Source organism: Arthrobacter rhizophilus, assembly GCF_026241105.1.
In the GTDB taxonomy this organism is placed as follows: domain Bacteria; phylum Actinomycetota; class Actinomycetes; order Actinomycetales; family Micrococcaceae; genus Arthrobacter.
Genome location: NZ_JAPFFT010000017.1, coordinates 80,709 through 97,598 on the forward strand (window position 1 = coordinate 80,709; position 16,890 = coordinate 97,598).

At 63.0% G+C, this 16,890-nt stretch carries 19 protein-coding genes; 6 read left to right on the forward strand and 13 right to left on the reverse strand.

Features of this window, described 5'->3' with window-relative positions; all coding sequences use genetic code 11:
- The first annotated feature begins 58 nt into the window (after nucleotides 1-58).
- Together OOZ51_RS14845 and OOZ51_RS14850 are read left to right on the forward strand one after the other, a co-directional pair.
- On the forward strand, nucleotides 59-523 hold the full coding sequence (locus OOZ51_RS14845) for a hypothetical protein (RefSeq protein WP_265980527.1): 465 nt from the start codon (nucleotides 59-61) through the stop codon (nucleotides 521-523).
- A gap of 53 nt (nucleotides 524-576) precedes the next feature.
- Nucleotides 577-894, forward strand: coding sequence for a hypothetical protein (locus OOZ51_RS14850; RefSeq protein WP_265980529.1), 318 nt, complete (start codon nucleotides 577-579; stop codon nucleotides 892-894).
- Here OOZ51_RS14850 and OOZ51_RS14855 read toward each other — a convergent pair.
- The 3 genes from OOZ51_RS14855 to OOZ51_RS14865 all read right to left on the reverse strand — a co-directional run bounded on the left by OOZ51_RS14855 (nucleotide 891) and on the right by OOZ51_RS14865 (nucleotide 4,501).
- On the reverse strand, nucleotides 891-2,108 hold the full coding sequence (locus OOZ51_RS14855) for a virginiamycin B lyase family protein (RefSeq protein ID WP_265980531.1): 1,218 nt from the start codon (nucleotides 2,106-2,108) through the stop codon (nucleotides 891-893). The genes OOZ51_RS14850 and OOZ51_RS14855 overlap by 4 nt on opposite strands.
- A gap of 96 nt (nucleotides 2,109-2,204) precedes the next feature.
- A complete protein-coding gene (locus tag OOZ51_RS14860; protein WP_265980533.1) occupies nucleotides 2,205-2,876 on the reverse strand; it encodes a response regulator in 672 nt (223 codons plus the stop codon).
- A complete protein-coding gene (locus OOZ51_RS14865) occupies nucleotides 2,873-4,501 on the reverse strand; it encodes an ATP-binding protein (protein WP_265980535.1) in 1,629 nt (542 codons plus the stop codon). The genes OOZ51_RS14860 and OOZ51_RS14865 overlap by 4 nt, the downstream gene beginning before the upstream one ends.
- Nucleotides 4,502-4,767: 266 nt before the next feature.
- On the opposite strand from OOZ51_RS14865, the gene OOZ51_RS14870 reads away from it, so the two are divergent.
- The 3 genes from OOZ51_RS14870 (at nucleotide 4,768) to OOZ51_RS14880 (ending at nucleotide 7,700) form a co-directional block, all read left to right on the forward strand.
- Complete coding sequence (locus OOZ51_RS14870; protein ID WP_265980537.1) at nucleotides 4,768-5,637, forward strand: ABC transporter ATP-binding protein; 870 nt, start codon at nucleotides 4,768-4,770, stop codon at nucleotides 5,635-5,637.
- Entirely contained in the window at nucleotides 5,634-6,518 is an 885-nt protein-coding gene (locus tag OOZ51_RS14875; RefSeq protein ID WP_265980539.1) for an ABC transporter permease, read from the forward strand. The genes OOZ51_RS14870 and OOZ51_RS14875 overlap by 4 nt, the downstream gene beginning before the upstream one ends.
- 87 nt (nucleotides 6,519-6,605) lie before the next feature.
- Nucleotides 6,606-7,700, forward strand: coding sequence for an ABC transporter substrate-binding protein (locus tag OOZ51_RS14880; protein ID WP_265980541.1), 1,095 nt, complete (start codon nucleotides 6,606-6,608; stop codon nucleotides 7,698-7,700).
- Nucleotides 7,701-7,755: 55 nt separating this feature from the next.
- On the opposite strand, the gene OOZ51_RS14885 is transcribed toward OOZ51_RS14880, so the two are convergent.
- Genes OOZ51_RS14885 through OOZ51_RS14895 form a run of 3 tightly spaced genes read right to left on the reverse strand, consistent with a single transcriptional unit; the run spans nucleotide 7,756 to nucleotide 10,746 of the window.
- Entirely contained in the window at nucleotides 7,756-9,195 is a 1,440-nt protein-coding gene (locus OOZ51_RS14885) for an amidase (protein ID WP_265980543.1), read from the reverse strand.
- Complete coding sequence (locus tag OOZ51_RS14890; protein WP_265980545.1) at nucleotides 9,188-9,376, reverse strand: hypothetical protein; 189 nt, start codon at nucleotides 9,374-9,376, stop codon at nucleotides 9,188-9,190. The genes OOZ51_RS14885 and OOZ51_RS14890 overlap by 8 nt, the downstream gene beginning before the upstream one ends.
- Nucleotides 9,373-10,746, reverse strand: coding sequence for an amidohydrolase family protein (locus OOZ51_RS14895; protein WP_265980547.1), 1,374 nt, complete (start codon nucleotides 10,744-10,746; stop codon nucleotides 9,373-9,375). The genes OOZ51_RS14890 and OOZ51_RS14895 overlap by 4 nt, the downstream gene beginning before the upstream one ends.
- 68 nt (nucleotides 10,747-10,814) lie before the next feature.
- On the opposite strand from OOZ51_RS14895, the gene OOZ51_RS14900 reads away from it, so the two are divergent.
- Nucleotides 10,815-11,750 carry a polysaccharide deacetylase family protein gene (locus OOZ51_RS14900; protein ID WP_265980549.1) on the forward strand — a complete coding sequence of 312 codons (936 nt, stop codon included), beginning with the start codon at nucleotides 10,815-10,817 and terminating at the stop codon, nucleotides 11,748-11,750.
- Here the strand turns inward: OOZ51_RS14900 and OOZ51_RS14905 are convergent.
- From OOZ51_RS14905 to OOZ51_RS14935, 7 genes are all read right to left on the reverse strand, one after another.
- Complete coding sequence (locus OOZ51_RS14905) at nucleotides 11,747-12,427, reverse strand: maleate cis-trans isomerase family protein (RefSeq protein ID WP_265980551.1); 681 nt, start codon at nucleotides 12,425-12,427, stop codon at nucleotides 11,747-11,749. The genes OOZ51_RS14900 and OOZ51_RS14905 overlap by 4 nt on opposite strands.
- A gap of 41 nt (nucleotides 12,428-12,468) precedes the next feature.
- Nucleotides 12,469-13,086: a helix-turn-helix domain-containing protein gene (locus OOZ51_RS14910; protein ID WP_059388278.1), complete on the reverse strand. Its 618-nt coding sequence runs from the start codon at nucleotides 13,084-13,086 to the stop codon at nucleotides 12,469-12,471.
- A gap of 49 nt (nucleotides 13,087-13,135) precedes the next feature.
- Nucleotides 13,136-13,870 carry an aldolase/citrate lyase family protein gene (locus tag OOZ51_RS14915; RefSeq protein ID WP_265980557.1) on the reverse strand — a complete coding sequence of 245 codons (735 nt, stop codon included), beginning with the start codon at nucleotides 13,868-13,870 and terminating at the stop codon, nucleotides 13,136-13,138.
- Nucleotides 13,870-14,304, reverse strand: coding sequence for a cupin domain-containing protein (locus OOZ51_RS14920; RefSeq protein ID WP_265980559.1), 435 nt, complete (start codon nucleotides 14,302-14,304; stop codon nucleotides 13,870-13,872). Before OOZ51_RS14920 ends, OOZ51_RS14915 begins: the two co-directional genes overlap by 1 nt.
- The gene (locus OOZ51_RS14925) at nucleotides 14,301-15,224 is read right to left on the reverse strand and encodes a polysaccharide deacetylase family protein (protein WP_265980561.1); all 924 of its coding nucleotides are present in this window, start codon (nucleotides 15,222-15,224) and stop codon (nucleotides 14,301-14,303) included. Before OOZ51_RS14925 ends, OOZ51_RS14920 begins: the two co-directional genes overlap by 4 nt.
- Nucleotides 15,225-15,308: 84 nt before the next feature.
- Nucleotides 15,309-16,136, reverse strand: a complete 828-nt coding sequence (locus OOZ51_RS14930) for an MBL fold metallo-hydrolase (RefSeq protein WP_265980563.1) — start codon at nucleotides 16,134-16,136, stop codon at nucleotides 15,309-15,311.
- A gap of 11 nt (nucleotides 16,137-16,147) precedes the next feature.
- Nucleotides 16,148-16,873: an MBL fold metallo-hydrolase gene (locus tag OOZ51_RS14935; RefSeq protein WP_265980565.1), complete on the reverse strand. Its 726-nt coding sequence runs from the start codon at nucleotides 16,871-16,873 to the stop codon at nucleotides 16,148-16,150.
- Nucleotides 16,874-16,890 lie beyond the last annotated feature (17 nt).

Genomic DNA, 16,890 nt, shown 5'->3' on the forward strand with positions numbered 1-16,890 from the left:
CCCTTCGATCCGTGCTCTGATGAATAGCACATACAGGGATTTCGCACAGGGAGCCACCGTGAGCAGCAATCTCGAACCGCTGATTCCACCTCGTCCGGCTACACGAACGGCCTTGGTCATCCTTAGTGGCTTCACTGCGGCATTGTGTTGGTGGATTGCAATAGCCGGAGTCGTGAACAGCGCGGCCGGTATCATCTTCCTGGCGATTCCAGTCCTGGCAACTATCGCAACACTCAGGGCCGCACGCCATCGGCCCCCGCCCCATAAGGCACAACACGTCAATCAATTGCAACACCAGAGGGCACACGGTGCACTATCTGCGCATCGCAAATCCGTAGTGGTCCTCTGCGGCTTCACTGCGGTGTTGTGCTGGTGGATCGCGATAGTCGCAGTGGTGAACATCGCGGCCGGTACCGTCGTCCTGACCGTCCCGGTACTGGCAACCATCGGAACTGTCCTAGCCGCACGATATAGGGGGCGCCGACTTCGTGACGGCCATCGGAGCTTGGACGCCGCCGCCTAACACCGGTAACGAACCCTCAAGCAAGTCAGCCGCATCCGCGGGATAATGGTTACATGGCCAATCAAGATCTGGATCCTTGGGATGAGTTCGACAGGCTCACGCCCGCAGGACACGATCGTGTCGAGGGACACCCCGGAGGGGAACCCTTGGGCTTTGGCTTCCAGACGGGCGTGCGCAGCGCAAGCGTGGCCTTCGGATTCGCCGTCTACGCGCTGGTCCTGGGAACCATACTTGTCCTGGTCGGTGCCATCGACTTTATCGGCAAGGGCGAGTTGCTGTGGCTGGGATTGATGGCACTCGTCGAGGCCGCCTTCATCTACGGCTTCATCCAGTTGGCGCACCAAGCGCGCAACCGGCGCTCAAACCCCTAGGTTGCAGATCGGGGCTTGCCGCTATCACCAAGGGCGGATCTCTTGCGTCGTCCCGCGGCCACGATAAAGACAGCGACGGCGATTGCCACTGTCGCGGCGCCGCCCGCGATTGCAGTCATTGTGTTCCAGAGACCGATAATCCCATCTCCGGACTGTGTTCCGGCGGCATGCTCCGGTTGCCCGGGCTGGGTGATTGTTGACGCCGGTTTTGAGGATGCGGAGCCCTCGGCGCCCGCAGCAGCGGGAGCGTATCGGGACACCGAGCCGTTGCCCGTACCGTTGCCCGGGCTCGTCACGATGATCGTCCCGTCCGATGCCACCGCCAGATGGCCGGAGTTCCTATCGACTGGAATGGAGGATTCCACGGTTGTCGCGCCCGGCGGGATGACGGACAACACGCGGTCCTGGACGGTCGCCACGAAGAGGGTTCCGTCCTGCCCGACAGCAGCCTCTTGGGGTCCTCCCGAGATCGGGATGCGGTACGCGACCGTGTCAGCGCCCGGTTTGATGACAGCGACCTCATTGGAACTGATGTTGGTGACATAGATTGTCCCGTCCGGGCCTGCGGCGATCCCGTGGGGGTTCTCTGTGTGCCCGGGTGTTGAGCTGACCTGAATGGTCCGCGACACGGTGTTCGCCCCGGAAGGTATGACCGAGACCGTCCCTTCGGCCTGGTTCGCAACGAATGCGGTGCCGTCTTTGGTGACTGCGACTTCCACCGGTCCTGAACCGACTGCTACTGTCCGGTCCACGGCCGATCCCTTCGGCGCGATGACCGACACGGTGTGCTCCGAGGAGTTCGGAACGTAGACCGTCCCATCGGGGCCCGCGGCGATCAGGTGGTTCCCGGGGGAAACCGGAATTCGCCTTGCGACACCGGTGGCGCCGGCGGGAATGACGCCCAGGTCGTATTGACTCGTGGAATTGTCCCGCTCAGCCACATACATGGTGCCGTCCGGGGCCATTGCAAGGCCCGAGGTGTAGCCTCCCGTGCTGATGGTCCGGGAGGGCCGGACCGCTCCGGGCGGTATCACTTGGATCCCGCCAGCCGCGCCGTAATCGCCCACATACGCGGTGCCATCGGAACCAACCACCACCCCAACAGGCACCCCGCGGACCTCGAGGGCCTCCGAAGGGGCTGCCACCGCGGGCACCGCCCCCAGAAAAAGGGCCGCCCCCGCGGCGGCCACGCAGGCCAGACTCCAATTCTTCACTTTCTACCCCCCCCAAAAAAATGTCCCCCACCATGGCGCGGGACGCCGACTCGGCGAAGCCTACCCCGCGCCAGCAGCATATCCCGCTGCCAGGTCTCAAGCCTTCCTCGGCAGGTATGTATTCACCGGCCGCCCGGTGGCGCCATAGGCCAAATGCAGGTCAATGAGCCCCTTCCGTTCGAGTTCACTGAGGTAACGCTGGGCCGTGGGGCGGCTGACGCCGACGCTGCTCGCGATCTCCGAGGCACCCAAGGGCTCGGTGGAGTGGACCACCATGTCAAGGACTTTTTGCATGGTGGGCGGCAGCCGCCGAGGACCTTGGGCCGGCGCAGCCGTTCGGCGGAGGCTGAACAGTTGGTCCACCGTCGCCTGATCGGCCATGGTCCGGGACTCCGCCTCCTTCCGCCAGCGCCGATAGGCCTCCAACTGGGTTTGAAGTTGCTCAAAGCCGAACGGCTTGACGAGGTAGTAGACCGCTCCCCCGCGCATAGCAGCCCGCACGGTCTCAAGGTCACGTGCGGCAGTGATCATGACGGCGTCGAGCTTTTCACCGGCTCCCTGGAGGGAGCGCAACAGGCTGATTCCGTCTTCGTCGGGGAGGTAGACGTCCAGGAGAAGCAGGTCGGGTTTGAGCCGCTGCACGGCCTCCCTGGCTTCCGCCGCGGTGTGCGCCTCGCCCACGCATTCGTACCCCTCGATTTTGGCCACGCGGCTGGCGTGGATGCGCGCTACGCGGAAGTCATCGTCCACTACCAAGGTGCGGATCATTCGATCGATTTTCCTGTCATTGCTGGGCTTTCGGTTTCCACGTGCGGTTCCGGCAACCAGATTTCAAAGCGTCCCCCGGGGCCGGGGAAAACATCCATAGTGCCTCCTGCACGGTGAACGATCCTGCTCACCAGCGCAAGGCCTATCCCGCGCCTCATTCCGGGCCGCGGTTCCTTGGTGGTGAAGCCATCGGCTGCAATCTTGCCCACCAATTCTGCGGGAACACCGGGCCCATTGTCGGTCACGCAGATGAAGATACCCGAGGAATCGTCCAGCTGGATGGTCACCTCGCGGGGCGCAGGCTGGTCCGAAAGGATCTCGACGGCGTTGTCCAGGAGGTTCCCGACGATCGTGAGCAGCGCTTGCGTTTCCAGGAACGGTTGACGCAGCTGCGAGTCGTCAGTCACCGAAATATCCACGTCCTGTTCAGCAGCCACGGTGGTCTTGGCCAGCAAGAGCGCGGCGAGCTCCGGCGGCTCTATCCGCGAGCGCAGGCCCTCGCCAAGCGATCGCGACGTGTCCGAAATCCGCGATACGAAGTTCCGCGCCTGGTCCACATCCCCGAGTTCCAGAAGTCCGTCCACCACATGGAGGCGGTTGGCGTACTCGTGCTCCTGGGCGCGCAAGGCCTCCATCAGGCCTTCGACGGAGCGCAGATCTCGCACGAGGCCTTCAACCTCCGTACGGTCGCGCAATGTCACCACAGAACCTATGCTTCTGCCGGCCAAGGCAACGGACATCCGGTTCACCACCAGCAGAGCGTCCTCGGTGATCACGATCTGATCGGTTCCACTGATCTGGCCGGTCAGCAGGGAACGGAGCCTTCCGGGCGGCAGAAGATCCTCGATCTTCTCCCCCAGTACGTTGGCTTCCAAATTCAGCAGCGAGCGCGCCTCCGAGTTGATAACGGTGACCCGCCCGTCGTCGTCGAACCCGATCATCGCCTCCCGGATCCCGTGCAGCAGCGCCTCGCGCTCTTGCAAGAGAGAGGCAATCTCCACCGGTTCGAGATCGAACGTGACCCGCTTGATCCTGCGCGCCAGCAGCGCCGAACCCGTGGCGCTGATCAAGAGCACCACTGCTGAATAGCCGGCGATCAGCCACATCTGCTGGGCAAGTTCGCTGCTTTCCGTGGTCTCCAGGATCCCTACCGAGACCTGCCCGACGACGGTCCCGTCCGCCGCGCGCACCGGCGCCTTGGCGTTGACTGAGTCGCCCAGGCTGCCCTTGTCGATGCCGACATGGGTCTGCCCGTCAAGGACGGCGACCGGTTCTTCAAGGGTTCGGCCAATGAGGTCCGGGTTCGGGTGGGAGTATCGCTTCCCCGAACGGTCGCTCACGACGACGTACGCCGGCTGCGCCTCTGCCTGCACCTTTGTGGCGATCGCCTGGATGGATTGGCTCGGGTCGCCATTGCCCAGCGACGTCACGATTTCGGGCATTTGTGCCACTGTCGTGGCAATCCCCAGCGCCCGGAGCCGGTACTGATCTTCGAGGGTCTGGTTGCTGATCTGGGTGTAGAGAAGCGCACCCAGGGTCACGGTGACGAAGAGGATACAGAGCAGCCACACCAGGATCTGGGAGGCCAGGGGACGCGCCTTCCAGCGCGCAAGCAAAGCCTTCACGGTCCACGCAACTCTATGTGTACTGCCATCCTCTTCCTCATTTCCTACTAGCAGCTTATGTGACAAAGTTCACGGCCACTATGCAGCAGGGAGCGTCCTTCGCGCGATTCACGGCCGTGCATAAAGGCTCAAAACCTGCACTTTTGCTGTTAAACCCCACAACTTACTGAAGCCTTCTGGCACGGCCTTTCACTTTCTAAGCTCTACATAGTTTCAGTGATCCACATCACGCACACAGTAACCAAAAGACAGAGAGGTCTTTGCAGATGGAAGCCAACAATCACCACCGCCCGCCTGGTGCTCTGGAGAGAGCCGAGGACAGCGCGGGTATCGACATCGTCGGGTTGACCAAGCGTTATCTCACGCCCAAAGGCGAGACATTCACTGCCATCCGTGATGTGACCCTCAGGGTGGAACCGGGCCAGTTCTGCTCCATTGTCGGACCGACCGGCTGTGGCAAGTCCACCACGCTCGCCCAGGTCTCGGGCCTGGAAAACCCGAGCGAAGGCTCCGTCAAGGTGGGCGGCATGACGGTGGAGGGCATCACGAACGGCGTGAGCTACATGTTCCAGGCAGACGCACTGTTCCCCTGGAAGAGCGTGCTCGGCAACGTGATGATGGGCCCGACGCTCCTCGGCACGCCCAAGCGCGAAGCCACGGCACTGTCCATGGACTGGCTGCGTCGGGTCGGCTTGGCAGGCTTCGAGGACCGCTACCCGCACCAGTTGTCCGGGGGTATGCGCAAGCGCGTAGCAATGGCTGCGGCCCTCATCAACAATCCTCGGATTCTCTTGATGGACGAGCCGTTCGGCGCGCTCGACGTGCAGACCAAGGCCATCATGCAGAACGAGCTGCTGAAGCTCTGGGAGGAGCTGCGCCCTTCGGTCCTGTTCATCACTCATGACCTCGACGAGGCGGTGGCGCTCTCCGATCGGGTGGTCATCATGACGAGCAGCCCGGGCTCGGTCAAGGATGTCTTCGACATCGATCTGCCTAGGCCGCGCGGAAATGTCCAGGAGATCCGGCACGAGGAGCGCTTCCTGGAGCTCCAGGGGCACATTTGGGAGTCCTTGAAGGACGAGGTTACCCGCGCTTATGCGCGCACAGCAGGAGCAGCAGGAGCAGCAGCAGCATGACAACCCTCACCCATAATGAAACGCGCAAGAGCGAGAAGCCAGTGGAAACCGAGACAGCAGCCAAGAACGCCGGCCGGAACAAAGCCCGGCGCCGCACGAGAGCGATCTGGATAGGTCGCCTGATGCTCGCCGTCGTCGTGATTGGCGGCTGGCAGTGGTTCACCGAGGAAGGCTGGGTCGACAAGTTCTTCTTCGGCCAGCCCACGCAGATCTGGGACGCCCTCGTCAAGCTCTTCACAGAGGGAACCGCATTCGGCACCATTTGGGAGAACCTCGGGGTCACGGCCCAGGAGGCGCTCCTCGGTTTCGTGCTCGGGACGCTCGTCGGTGTCGTGCTCGGCCTCCTCCTGGGCTCAAACAAGTACCTCTCGGCGGTAGTCGGGCCGTACATCCGGATCTTGAATTCGATCCCCCGTATTGTGCTCGGCTCGATCTTCATCGTGGCGTTCGGCCTCGGGAGCTTCCCGAAGATCCTGCTCGCAGCCGTGCTCGTGTTCTTCGTCGTCTTCTTCAATGCGTTCCAAGGCGTCCGCGAAGTGGACCAGAACCTCGTGGCGAACGTGCGGGTGCTCGGCGCCTCCCCGTTCCAGGTGGCGATGCACGTGACGATCCCGTCCGCCATGACGTGGATCATCGCGAGCCTCCACACGGCATTCGGCTTCGCGATCATCGGTGCCCTCGTCGCGGAGGTGCTGGGCGCCCAGAAGGGTATCGGCCTCATCATCAGCCAAGCCCAGGGCACCTTCGATCCGGACACAGTCTTCGCCTGCATGGTGATCATTGCGGTCATCACGCTGGGGGCCGAATTCCTCATCGGGCTGCTTGAGCACCGGCTCCTCAAGTGGCGTCCACCGAACCGCTCCGAGGCCCAGTCGATCTAAGGCCGAAAACAGACTTTCCCACCCAGCAATTCTGTTCCACCAAAACACCCACATCCCTTCGGGGATCAACATAGGATGCGTAAAACAATGATGAAACGCACTATCTTTGCCGTCGCCGCTACCGGAGCCGTTGCCCTCAGTCTCGCGGCATGTGGCGGCAGCGCCCCAGCTTCCAGCGGCGGGGGCACTGCGAGCTCCGGCCCGATGCCCACCGTGAAGATGATGATCGGCGGCATCGACAAGCAGATCTACCTGCCGTACAAGCTCGCGGACCAGCTCGGCCTGTACAAGAAGTACGGCGTCAATATGGAGCTCTCGACCGAGACCGACGGCGGTGTTGGCGCCGAAGACGCCATGGCATCAGGCCAGGTCGACATGTCCGGCGCTTGGTACATCCACACCTTCGACTTCCAATCCAAGGGCAAGAACATCATCAACCTCGTGCAGCTCTCGGGGGCCCCGGGCGAGCGCATCATGTGCAGCCCCAACGCCAACGTCCACTCCGGCGCGGACATCAAGGGCAAGAAGATGGGCGTCACCGACCTCGGATCCGGCACCGACACGCTGACTCAGTTCATCGCCGCGCAGGCCGGCGTCTCGCACAAGGACTACACCACCGTCAAGGCCGGAGCGGGCGCTACCGCCCTTGCCGCCATCAAGACCGGTGCGGCTGACTGCGTCATGACGACCCAGCCGACCGTCGCCGCGATGGAGGGCCAGGGCATCGCTCAGTCGGCGATCGACCTCGCCACGACCGACGGCGCGAACAAGGCCGTGGGCGGCACCTGGCCGGCTGCGGGCGTCATCGCCAACGCCGACTGGGTCAAGACCCATGAGGACGCCGTTCAGCGGGTCGTCAACGCGCTTGTGGAGACGATGCACTGGATCGCGACTCACTCGGCCCAAGACATCGCCGACAAGCTGCCGCAGGACTACGTCCAGAACAAGAACGTCAAGAAAGAGGACTACGTCAAGGCGCTCGAGCAGGACAAGGGCCAGTTCCTCCCGGACGGCATCATGCCCGCGGGCGGCCCCAAGACCATCGCTTCGATGGAGAAGCTGCTCGGCATGGACACCTCGAAGATCCCGGTCGGCGGCACCTTCACGAACAAGTACGCGATCGAGGCGAACAAGGTTGGCGGCTTCACGACCACCTCGACGCCTGCCGGCGACAACGGCTGATGTGATCCCCACATAGAAGGTACCGGCGTCACAATTCCAACGAGCAAATGACGTCTCACGATCGGCCTGCGTGGTACTCCACGCAGGCCGATCTTACGTTTTCCGCCTTCACGATGTCCCGCACCGGCACTTTGGCGTGCCACGGGGTGTTCCTTTCGTAGACGTGCGCGATCCCCAAGAGATTCGACTCGGCGAATTCCCGTCCCAGGAAATGCATCCCTACGGGTTGACCGGCAGCAAACCCGCAAGGGATGCTCAGTCCCGGCATTCCGGTGAGGTTGGCTGGCGAGAGCATCATGAGCGCGCTGGAGAGGGAATCCTGTCCCGTTGAGCCGGTCAATGAATGGGACATGTCTGCTTCGATCGGCGCGACAGACGGCAGCGTTGGGGACACCAACGCCTGGATTCCTGCGTTTTGCATTGCCGTCCGCAAGGAAGATCGAAGATACGAGCGCACATGGCGGGCTAGTTGGATGTCCTCCGGTGGGACCAAGGCGCCGGTTTCGATCATCACGCGGGTGCCCTGAAGATAACGCTCAGCGCTCCTGCCCAGCCACTCTCGATGGTGTTCGACCGATTCGGACAGGGAAATCGCCAAGCTCGCTGGCAGCGCCATCTTCAGTTCAGGAAGGGACACGTCGACGATCTCCACCCCCAGCTCTTCCAGGGTGAGCACGGCCTGTTCAAGGACTGCGGCCACGTCCCGCGTGACTCCCCATTCAGCCCAGGCGCCACGATCCACCGCCAAGCGGGTCAGCGCAGGCATCACTTCGGGGAGCACGGTCTTCTCTTGCAGCCCAGGTGTTGACGGACCGACCATGCCCTGGAGCATCGCCGCGCAATCCGCCACGCTTCGAGTGATCGGGCCAATGTGGTCCAGCGTGTGGCTGACATTGAGGACGCCCGACCCGTCAATCAGTCCGGCCGTCGCTTTGAGCCCCACTAAGCAGTTGACCGATGCCGGATTCCGCACGGAACCGCCGGTATCCGTGCCCAGGGTGCCGGGCGCGCTCCCGACAGCCACAGCCACTCCGGACCCTACGCTGGACCCGCCGGCATATCGCTCGGCTCCCCAGGGATTCTTCGATGGCGGAGTCCCCTGCCCGAAGGCAAACTCGTGGGTGACTGTCTTGCCCAGGATCACTCCCCCGTTCCGCCGCAGATGCCGAACCACCCCGGCGTCGTCGGGAGCGACGCGGCCCTTGAGCGCCAGGGAACCGCCTTCGGCTGGCATCCCCCGGACGTCGATGACGTCCTTCACCCCGAGTGGAATCCCGTGGAGCGGTCCGAGGAACTCGCCGCGCCGCGCGCTGTTGTCGGCGGCAAGCGCCCCACGTCGAGCACCCTGCTGGTCCACGTAGGCCCACGCATGCACTGAATCTTCTGTCGCTTCAAGCCGCCCTATGACAGACTCCACGAGTTCCGCGGCAGAGAGTTCGCGGCGGCGCAGGAGTACGGATGCCTCAGCAATTCCCAGTTCCCATCCCTCAGTCATTCGCGTCACCTCCAGGTACTGCGCGCAAACGTTGGGGGTCGAAATCGGCCCTCAGGACGGCCATGCCCTGCTGAAAATCACTGAAAGAGCGTTCGACGGCGGCACTGTCCTCCTGCAGGATGTCCTCGCCAACCAGCTCGACGAGACGCGATCGCTGGTCCGGGGTCAGCTGCCCGCTCACCGGTGGGCCTCCGCGGTCAGCCGACCGTCACGCACCACACAGGCTCCACCGATAAAGACGAAGCGCACGTCCCGGAAGTCTTCGGCGCCGGCCACTACGACGTCGGCATCCCGCCCCGCCTCAAGCCGACCGGCATTCGGGGCGATCCCCGGAATCAACCTGACTACCGCGGACGTCGCCATGGCCACAGCTCCTGCCAGGGATCGGTAGCCGTGTTGGGCGACATCCTGCACGGCCGAGATCATTTCATCGTGATGACCCTCGTGGCCGTAGTCGGTGGCGAGAACCTCAACGAGCCCGGGCTCCTGCAGCAAAACATCCCAGTGCTCCCGCGTGGTCACGGTCTGTTTGCGGTGCAGGAGATCAAAAACGGAAACCTCGGCAGCCCAACCGTTGTCCCTGCCGAGCCTGGCCAGCGCCAGGGCCTCCGCGGGAGTGTGCGAGGGGTGGTTGGCGTGGGAGGCGATGACAGTCGCTTTGGTTCCGCGAGTCTCATCCATGAGTTCGCGCATGACCCGTGCAGTCGCGGCTGCACTGTGCAGAATCGCAGGCACGCCATAACGCTGCGCGGCCTGCACGCCTTCCCGGATGCCGTTGATTGCCGGCTCCACCGAAGGCAACACTGAATCTGCGATGATGTTCCGCAATTCAACGAGGTCGATTTGTCCTTCCAACCCTGCCTCGACGGCTGCGGCGCGCAGTTCGGCCATATCGCAAGCGTCCAACTCGATGAACCGGCCAAGCACGGCCTCCTTCATTCGCCGGGCCTGCGCGGAGTGCACCCGCACGCCGCTCGCCCTTTCGATGGCGCGAGGGATGTAGCTCAGGTCCTGCCCTCCCCCGCCAAGGGTCTGCCCGCCGCCCAGCTCACCGATCGCGATCGCGCCGTCGTCGAGCATCTTTTCCACCGTGGTGTGGCCAGTCTGCGCAGGCAGTCCCCGGCCGTCAGCCATGCGTGCCGCCCGCTCGGCCTCGGGCAAGTACGTCGTAGCTCCCCGGACATGGACCGCATGGCGTCGGTCCGCTTCGCGGACGTCGTCCATGGTGGCAAAGCCGCAAAGGTTCAGCACGGTGGTGGTTCCTGCAAGAAGGTGGCGATCAAGATTCGCCAGCCACTCGTCGTCGGGCAGTGCGGGGGCACCGCTGGGCATGAGGGGACCCGGAGTCACTCCGTGAACGTGGCTATTGATGAGGCCTGGCATCACAACGCATCCGCTCGCGTCGATCACCTCGCCGTCGAAGGCTTGATCGCGATCCCAACGTTCCAGAACGTCGGCGACGCGCCCGTGGCGCAGGATGACCGTTCCTGATTCGACCACCGCACTGCCCGTGCCTGGCACGACAGTGCCACCGTGAATGAGCGTAGACATTCGACTCCCTATCGATTAGGTTCATGATATCGAAGTTTCTTCACTATAACCACAGAGGAGATTCAACCGTGTCCGTTCCCTCCACCAACCGTGATTTCGTGGGCTACGGCGAGCAGCCGCCGGAGTTCCGCTGGCCCGGAGGTGCGCGCGTAGCCGTGTCCCTGGTGATTAATGTTGAAGACGGGGCGGAGAGGAGCATCGCCCGCGGAGGTCCGGCCGACGATCTCGGAGCCCACTGGATCAAGCATCCAGACCACCCCACGGTCCGTAATCTCACGCTGGAATCGGCTTTCGAATACGGATCGAGGGCAGGCATCTGGCGTGTGTTGCGCATTTTGAGGCACCACAAGGTGAAGGCAACAGCCTTCTGCTGCGCCACGGCACTTGAGCAAAACCTGCAGATCGCGGCGGCGCTCGTCAGGGATGGCCACGAAATTGCCGACCACGGTTACAACTGGGACACGCACGCCGGGCTCGCTCCCGACGAGGAACGCGCGCTCATTACCGCGTCACGCGACTCGATCGCGAAGAGCACCGGCGTCATGCCCACAAGCTGGTACTCCCGCGACGGACTCAACCCAGGCACCCGGGACATCCTCGCCGACGAGGGATTCATGTACGAGTCCAATAGCTTCAACGACGACTTGCCCCATCCCGGAACCGGGAAGGACGGAACAGGGCTGCCCGTGCTGCCCTACGCGGGCGATACCAACGATTCGGGCCTGTTCACGCAGTTCCCCACAGCCGCCGCGTTCGCCCGCCACCTGTGCGGCACCCTGGACATGATGCTCACTGACAACCGGTCCGGCCCGTCCGTGATGAACGTGGGCCTCCACCCGCGCCTGATTGGGCGGCCCGCCTACGCAGCCGCCCTCGAAACGTTTCTGTCCCACGCCAGCGGGAATTCGGCATGGATTGCGACGCGTTCGCAGATCATCGACGCTTGGTGGCTCAACACCCGACCGGCGCCTGGCGCCGCCGCGAGCAACGCCGTCGAACCCTAAGCGGTAGCGAGCAACGCACCCCATCCAGGGATAGGGCGGGCGGTTCCGGCCAGTCGGAGGAGATGCCACAGCGTGGCTGTTGCGCTGTCGACGACCGGCACGCCGAACTCGGATTCGAACCCGGCCGCCAGATAGGCCGAGCGAAGGTTCGTCCCAATACAAACGACGGCGTCGACGCCCGGCCCGAAGGCCGGCCTCATCAGAGCGTCGATATCGGCGCCGGACATGCGCGAGATTTCCGGGTTGGACATTGAGATCGCCGGGACTGAGGAGCGCACCACCACCAGCCCATGGGCCATGTACTCGCGTTCGATCAAGGCCATGATGCTCGCGGGGCCGGGAAAAACGACGGCGACCCGGCCGACGTCGAGCGCGTCCAGTGCGGCCACAAGAGCCAGGGACGCAGTGGTGGCCGGCGCGCCGGTGGCCTCCGTCAATGATTCGGCGAGTGCCCGATCGCCTTCAAGGCCGGTCCAAGATCCCGATGTTCCGTGGAACGCAATGGCGTCCAACTCGGCGTCACGGAGCAGCGACGGCGCTTCACCGAGAACCTTCGCGTCGATGCGGTCGTCGAGGCCTGCCGGAAGCCGGAATCGGCTGTAATGGACCCCGACGTCGGGAGATCCGGCCAGGATGTCAGCTGTCAGCGACTCCGCGTTGGAGTTCGACGACGGCACGAGCATTCCCAATCGGGAGGAGGGGCCCGGTGGGCGGCTCGTCAATGCGACTTACCCAGCGACGGCGGCGTTGAGATCGCCACCATGACCGCCGCGGTGTCCGTGAGGTTGCTCCACCAATGCGGCAGGGTTGCGTCGTAGGTCAGGCTGTCGCCCTCGCCCAGGGTGAATTCCTGTCCGCCGACACTCGCCACGAGCGTGCCGGTCTGGACTACAACGCACTCCTCGCCCTCATGGGAGTGCGGAACTTCTGCGCCGTCAAAATGCGCCGGGATGGTCATGTTGATGACGCCAAGCTTGCGGTCTGCGTCGGGCACGATCAGTTCCATGACGATTCCTTGGGAAGGGATCTCAATGCGGCGTCGATCGGCTCGGCGCACCAGCATGTGGTTCTGCGTCTCGCTGGGGTCGGTAAACATGCTCGCCAGCGGCACACCGAGGGAATTGGCCAAGCGAAGGAGCGTGGCGAATGACGGGTTTCCGATGCCGCGCTCGATCTGGCTGATCAGTCCGGCGCTCACGCCGGCCCGGTCCGCCAATTCTTCCACCGTGAATCGCCCGGCCCGCTGTTCCTTGAGCATGGCGCCCAAATGGGTGATCCACAGGTTGCGGTGCAGGGTGTCATCGTCGTCGACTTTAACAACTTCCGTGCTTCCCAATACAGCTCCTCAGTGTCGAACGCTCGTCATCAGTATATCGAAGATACCGTCAACTAAACGAAGAATTCTGGCAGGATCCTCCGGCGGCAGCCAACTGGGCGATCATCGAAGCAAGCTCCCGCTCCCAGTACACCGCGGCGCGATCGGCGCCCCGGGTGTGGACATCGCCAGCACTGGCAATGTCCACTGCGGGAAGGCCCACGCTTTGACCGGCTGCTCCGAGGACGTCTACCACGCGCTGGACGGATTCATCAAGCGCGCCCGCCCCAGGCCTCCCCTGATTCAGCAGTTCGCCCGCAAGATCTGTGGGGCCAACCCAGCCGCCGTCGAAACACTCCAAAGCCACGAAGCCTTCGACCGCGTCGACTGCTTCTACGGTCTCAAAAAGCACGGTCAGCCGGGGCTCCAGCGAATAGTCCGCCCCAAACGCCGAGGCGAACGAAGCCTGTTTCGCTCGGGATCCATGAGGCCCAAATCTCGTCGCCCGGTAGGCGCGCTCAAGTTCTTCCGGACGCCGCACCCTGGGCAGGACAATTTCGTCCACCCCCGTATTGGCGAACGCCACCAAGGTCATATCGTCGAGGTCAGGAACCCGGACGGCAACGCGGGTAATGGCCCCCGACAGCCGCTGTACCGCATCGGCGCATTGCTGCAAGGTCAACGTTGTCTGCTCCGCGTCAAGAACCACGAAATCAAGGTTCCGGTAGGCAACCACGGATAACAGGGTGGGGGTCGGCTCGGCCGTGATAAGTCCGACTTGCCGGACCAGCGGGGACGGCGCCATCACTCGTCCGCCACAAACAGCCAGTCGGCGGGTTTGCTGACGCCGACAACAAGGTTGACGTCTTCGTCGCGGTCGTTCGTGATGCCGTGGGTAGTGCCCCGAGGGATGTAAATAGCATCGCCTGGCTTGGCCCGGTACTCGGTGTCGCCCAGATGGACGAGGGGTTCGCCTGAAATAACCACGTAGAACTCGGAGGCATCGGGATGGTGATGGCACAGATGATGCTGGCCGGGGAGAATCCTGCCCCAACTGACGCATAAGTCGTCGGATCCGCTAAGGTCACGTGAGATGAGAGTGGACACGAGGCCTTGGTCCCGTTGTCCGCGGAGGCCCGTCTTGTCCAGGGCCGTGAAGCCCTGATCGTTGACGTTGTGGACCAACTGCGAAATATCCGCGCCCATCGGCGTCCTCCCTCCTGGTATTGACGTGGTCACGCTCGGCCTTCGTACGCCGCTTCGAGTCGGCCGGCAGCAGGCGGATTCGCGATCCACCACCGGGCGATTTCCTCCCTCGTGGCGAACCAAACGTCCTTCCGTGCAAGGGCATACTCCAAGAAGCGCCGGACCCCCAAGGCGACGCTGGGCCGTCCACCGATGCGCAAGTGCACTCCTACAGACATCATCCTGGGCACGGTTTCTCCCTCGATCAGAAGGCAGTCGAGGCTGTCCTTCAGTACATTGAAGAAGTCATCTGCCGTGCCGAGGCTTCCAGGGCCCCAAAACCTCGCGTCATTCGTGTCGCCCGAGTAGGGCACCACAAGGTGGCGGGACTCTCCGGCGGAGACGAAGTACGGCAAGTCATCCGCATAGGAATTGGAGTCATAGAGAAAGCCCTCATCCTTGAGGATCGCGCGGGTGTTTTCGGTAATGCCTTCGCGGACATACCAACCCACGGGCCGAACACCGGAAACCCCTTCGATCGCCGCCACGCAGGTCCGGATCTCGGCAAGTTCCTCGGCCGGAGTCATTCCGACGGTTCCCCGCCATTTGTAGCCGTGCGCACAAATCTCGTGTCCATCGCGAACGATCGCCTGGGCGGCCTCCGGGTTTCGCTCCAGGGCGACACCACAGGCCATGAAGGTCGCGGGCACGTTGTAGTCCCGGAGCAAACCCAGGTAACGCCAGATGCCCACCCTGCTGCCGTATTCAAAGAAGGATTCCTTCATCAAGCTTCGGCGGCTTGGATCTGAAGACCAGCCCCCGAAAATCGTGACGTCTTCATCGCTTTCGTCACCGGCTTCTATGGAGCTCTCCGCGCCTTCCTCGTAGTTGATGACCATGGAGATGGCCACCTTGGCACCATTTGGCCAGGTCACGACCGGGGGGTTTTCCCCGTATCCAATGAGGTCTCGCATTGACTCACTCCTTGCCGTTCGTCGCTATCAATTGAAGCGTCGCATTCTTGAATTCATTATATTGAAACTTGCTTCACTATACAATTAGTGGCCTTCTGCATAGACCCTTTTGTGCGCCGCCAGCGACGTCCGGAGCATCCCGTCGACGTCGTCGATCACGTTGCCGTGCGCCGGGCCGATCAGCCTCGTAGGAAGCTCATCCAACAAAGCCTCAATAGCGTCGAAGGCCTCGCTGACATCGACGAATTTCGTCCAGTAGAGAGCCCTCCCGGTCCCGTACGCCGCTTGCTCCACGGTGGGAGGTTCAGGCATCTCGCCGGACAGCAAACGGCACTGACCGGGAAGGTGGACGGGTTCGTCGTCGTCCTCTGCTACTGCCCCAGCCTTGCCCGCAGCGGGGACATCGTGGATGAAGGAAAAGCCGTCCGAAACAAACATCATCCGGGCACCGTCGTCGTGGCCCCATAGCGTGTTCTCAAGGTCCCGGATGAAGGCCGGAATGAAGCGGAACTCCCGATCCCCGAGATCGATCCGGCTGCCTGCCGTTTGGGTCCTGAACCTGGCCCGGTATTCGGGGAAATGCAGATGGTAATCACGAACGTCGCCCACCACCAGCGCCTCCGGATACTTGTTCAGCAGGGCAGGCAGGTTCCCGGCATGAGGGATTTCGGGATGGGTCGGGAAGACATAATCCAGGGGGCGTTCGCCGAGAACCAATTCCAGCTGGGCGAGAAGGACGGCACGGTGGGCCGGATCCCCGGTGTCTACCAGCAGGGTCGATTTGGAACCCACCACCAGATAGGACGAGACGTGATAGTGGACTTCCTGCCCTTGGGCGTTGGCCGACAGGCAGCCACCCAGCCAATAAGTTCCGTCAGCAAGCCACCGTAGTTCGACTGCATCCTGCTTCACTGCATCCTCATTCACTGAATACCCATTTCCTCGATTGCCCGCGCCAGTTCCCCCGCCTGATCGAGGCACACGTTCGTGCCAACAAAGGGTGTTCCGTAACTCGGCCCGACGGCGCGCACATCACGGTTCCGAAAGATGTCCCTGATGTTCCGGGCGATCGGCCGGGTATCCGCCCCGGAGAACCAGCGAAATTTCCGGAGCCCCTCGCGAGCTTCCGGTACGGCACTCCCCCCATGGGTGAAAGCGTCCGAGGTCAGCAGCCCGCCTGATTCCGGGTCGAAAACCCAGAGGGTCGGCAGAAGCCGGAGGAGCGGTGAAACGAGTTCGACGACGACGCCGTCCATCACCTTGACCCGCATCGATGATCCGGGGTCCACGGCAATCCGCTTGGATTTGGCTTTCGAACGCGGCACGGTGATTCCGCCGGTGTACCAGACGGAGCCAACCGTGAAGCGTTCTTCGATTGCCGGGATGTTGAGGCAGCATTCCATTTCAGTGCGGGTGAGGACAATGGACAGCGGCTCACCGGGTGATAGCAGTCGATCAAGCTGTTCGATGATGTCCGCCTGGTGAAGGCGAACTCCGGTATCCACGAGCACTGACCCGGACGGACCCTTGATCAAATAGCAATTCACCGCCTGCGTACGCCGTATGCCAGGCGGGCACCAGCTCACGCGCTCGTCCAGCTCGATGTCCCCGCCGAGCCGGTAGATCCGGCCACCAAGCAAGCCTTCCATCGTCACTCCTTCCCTTG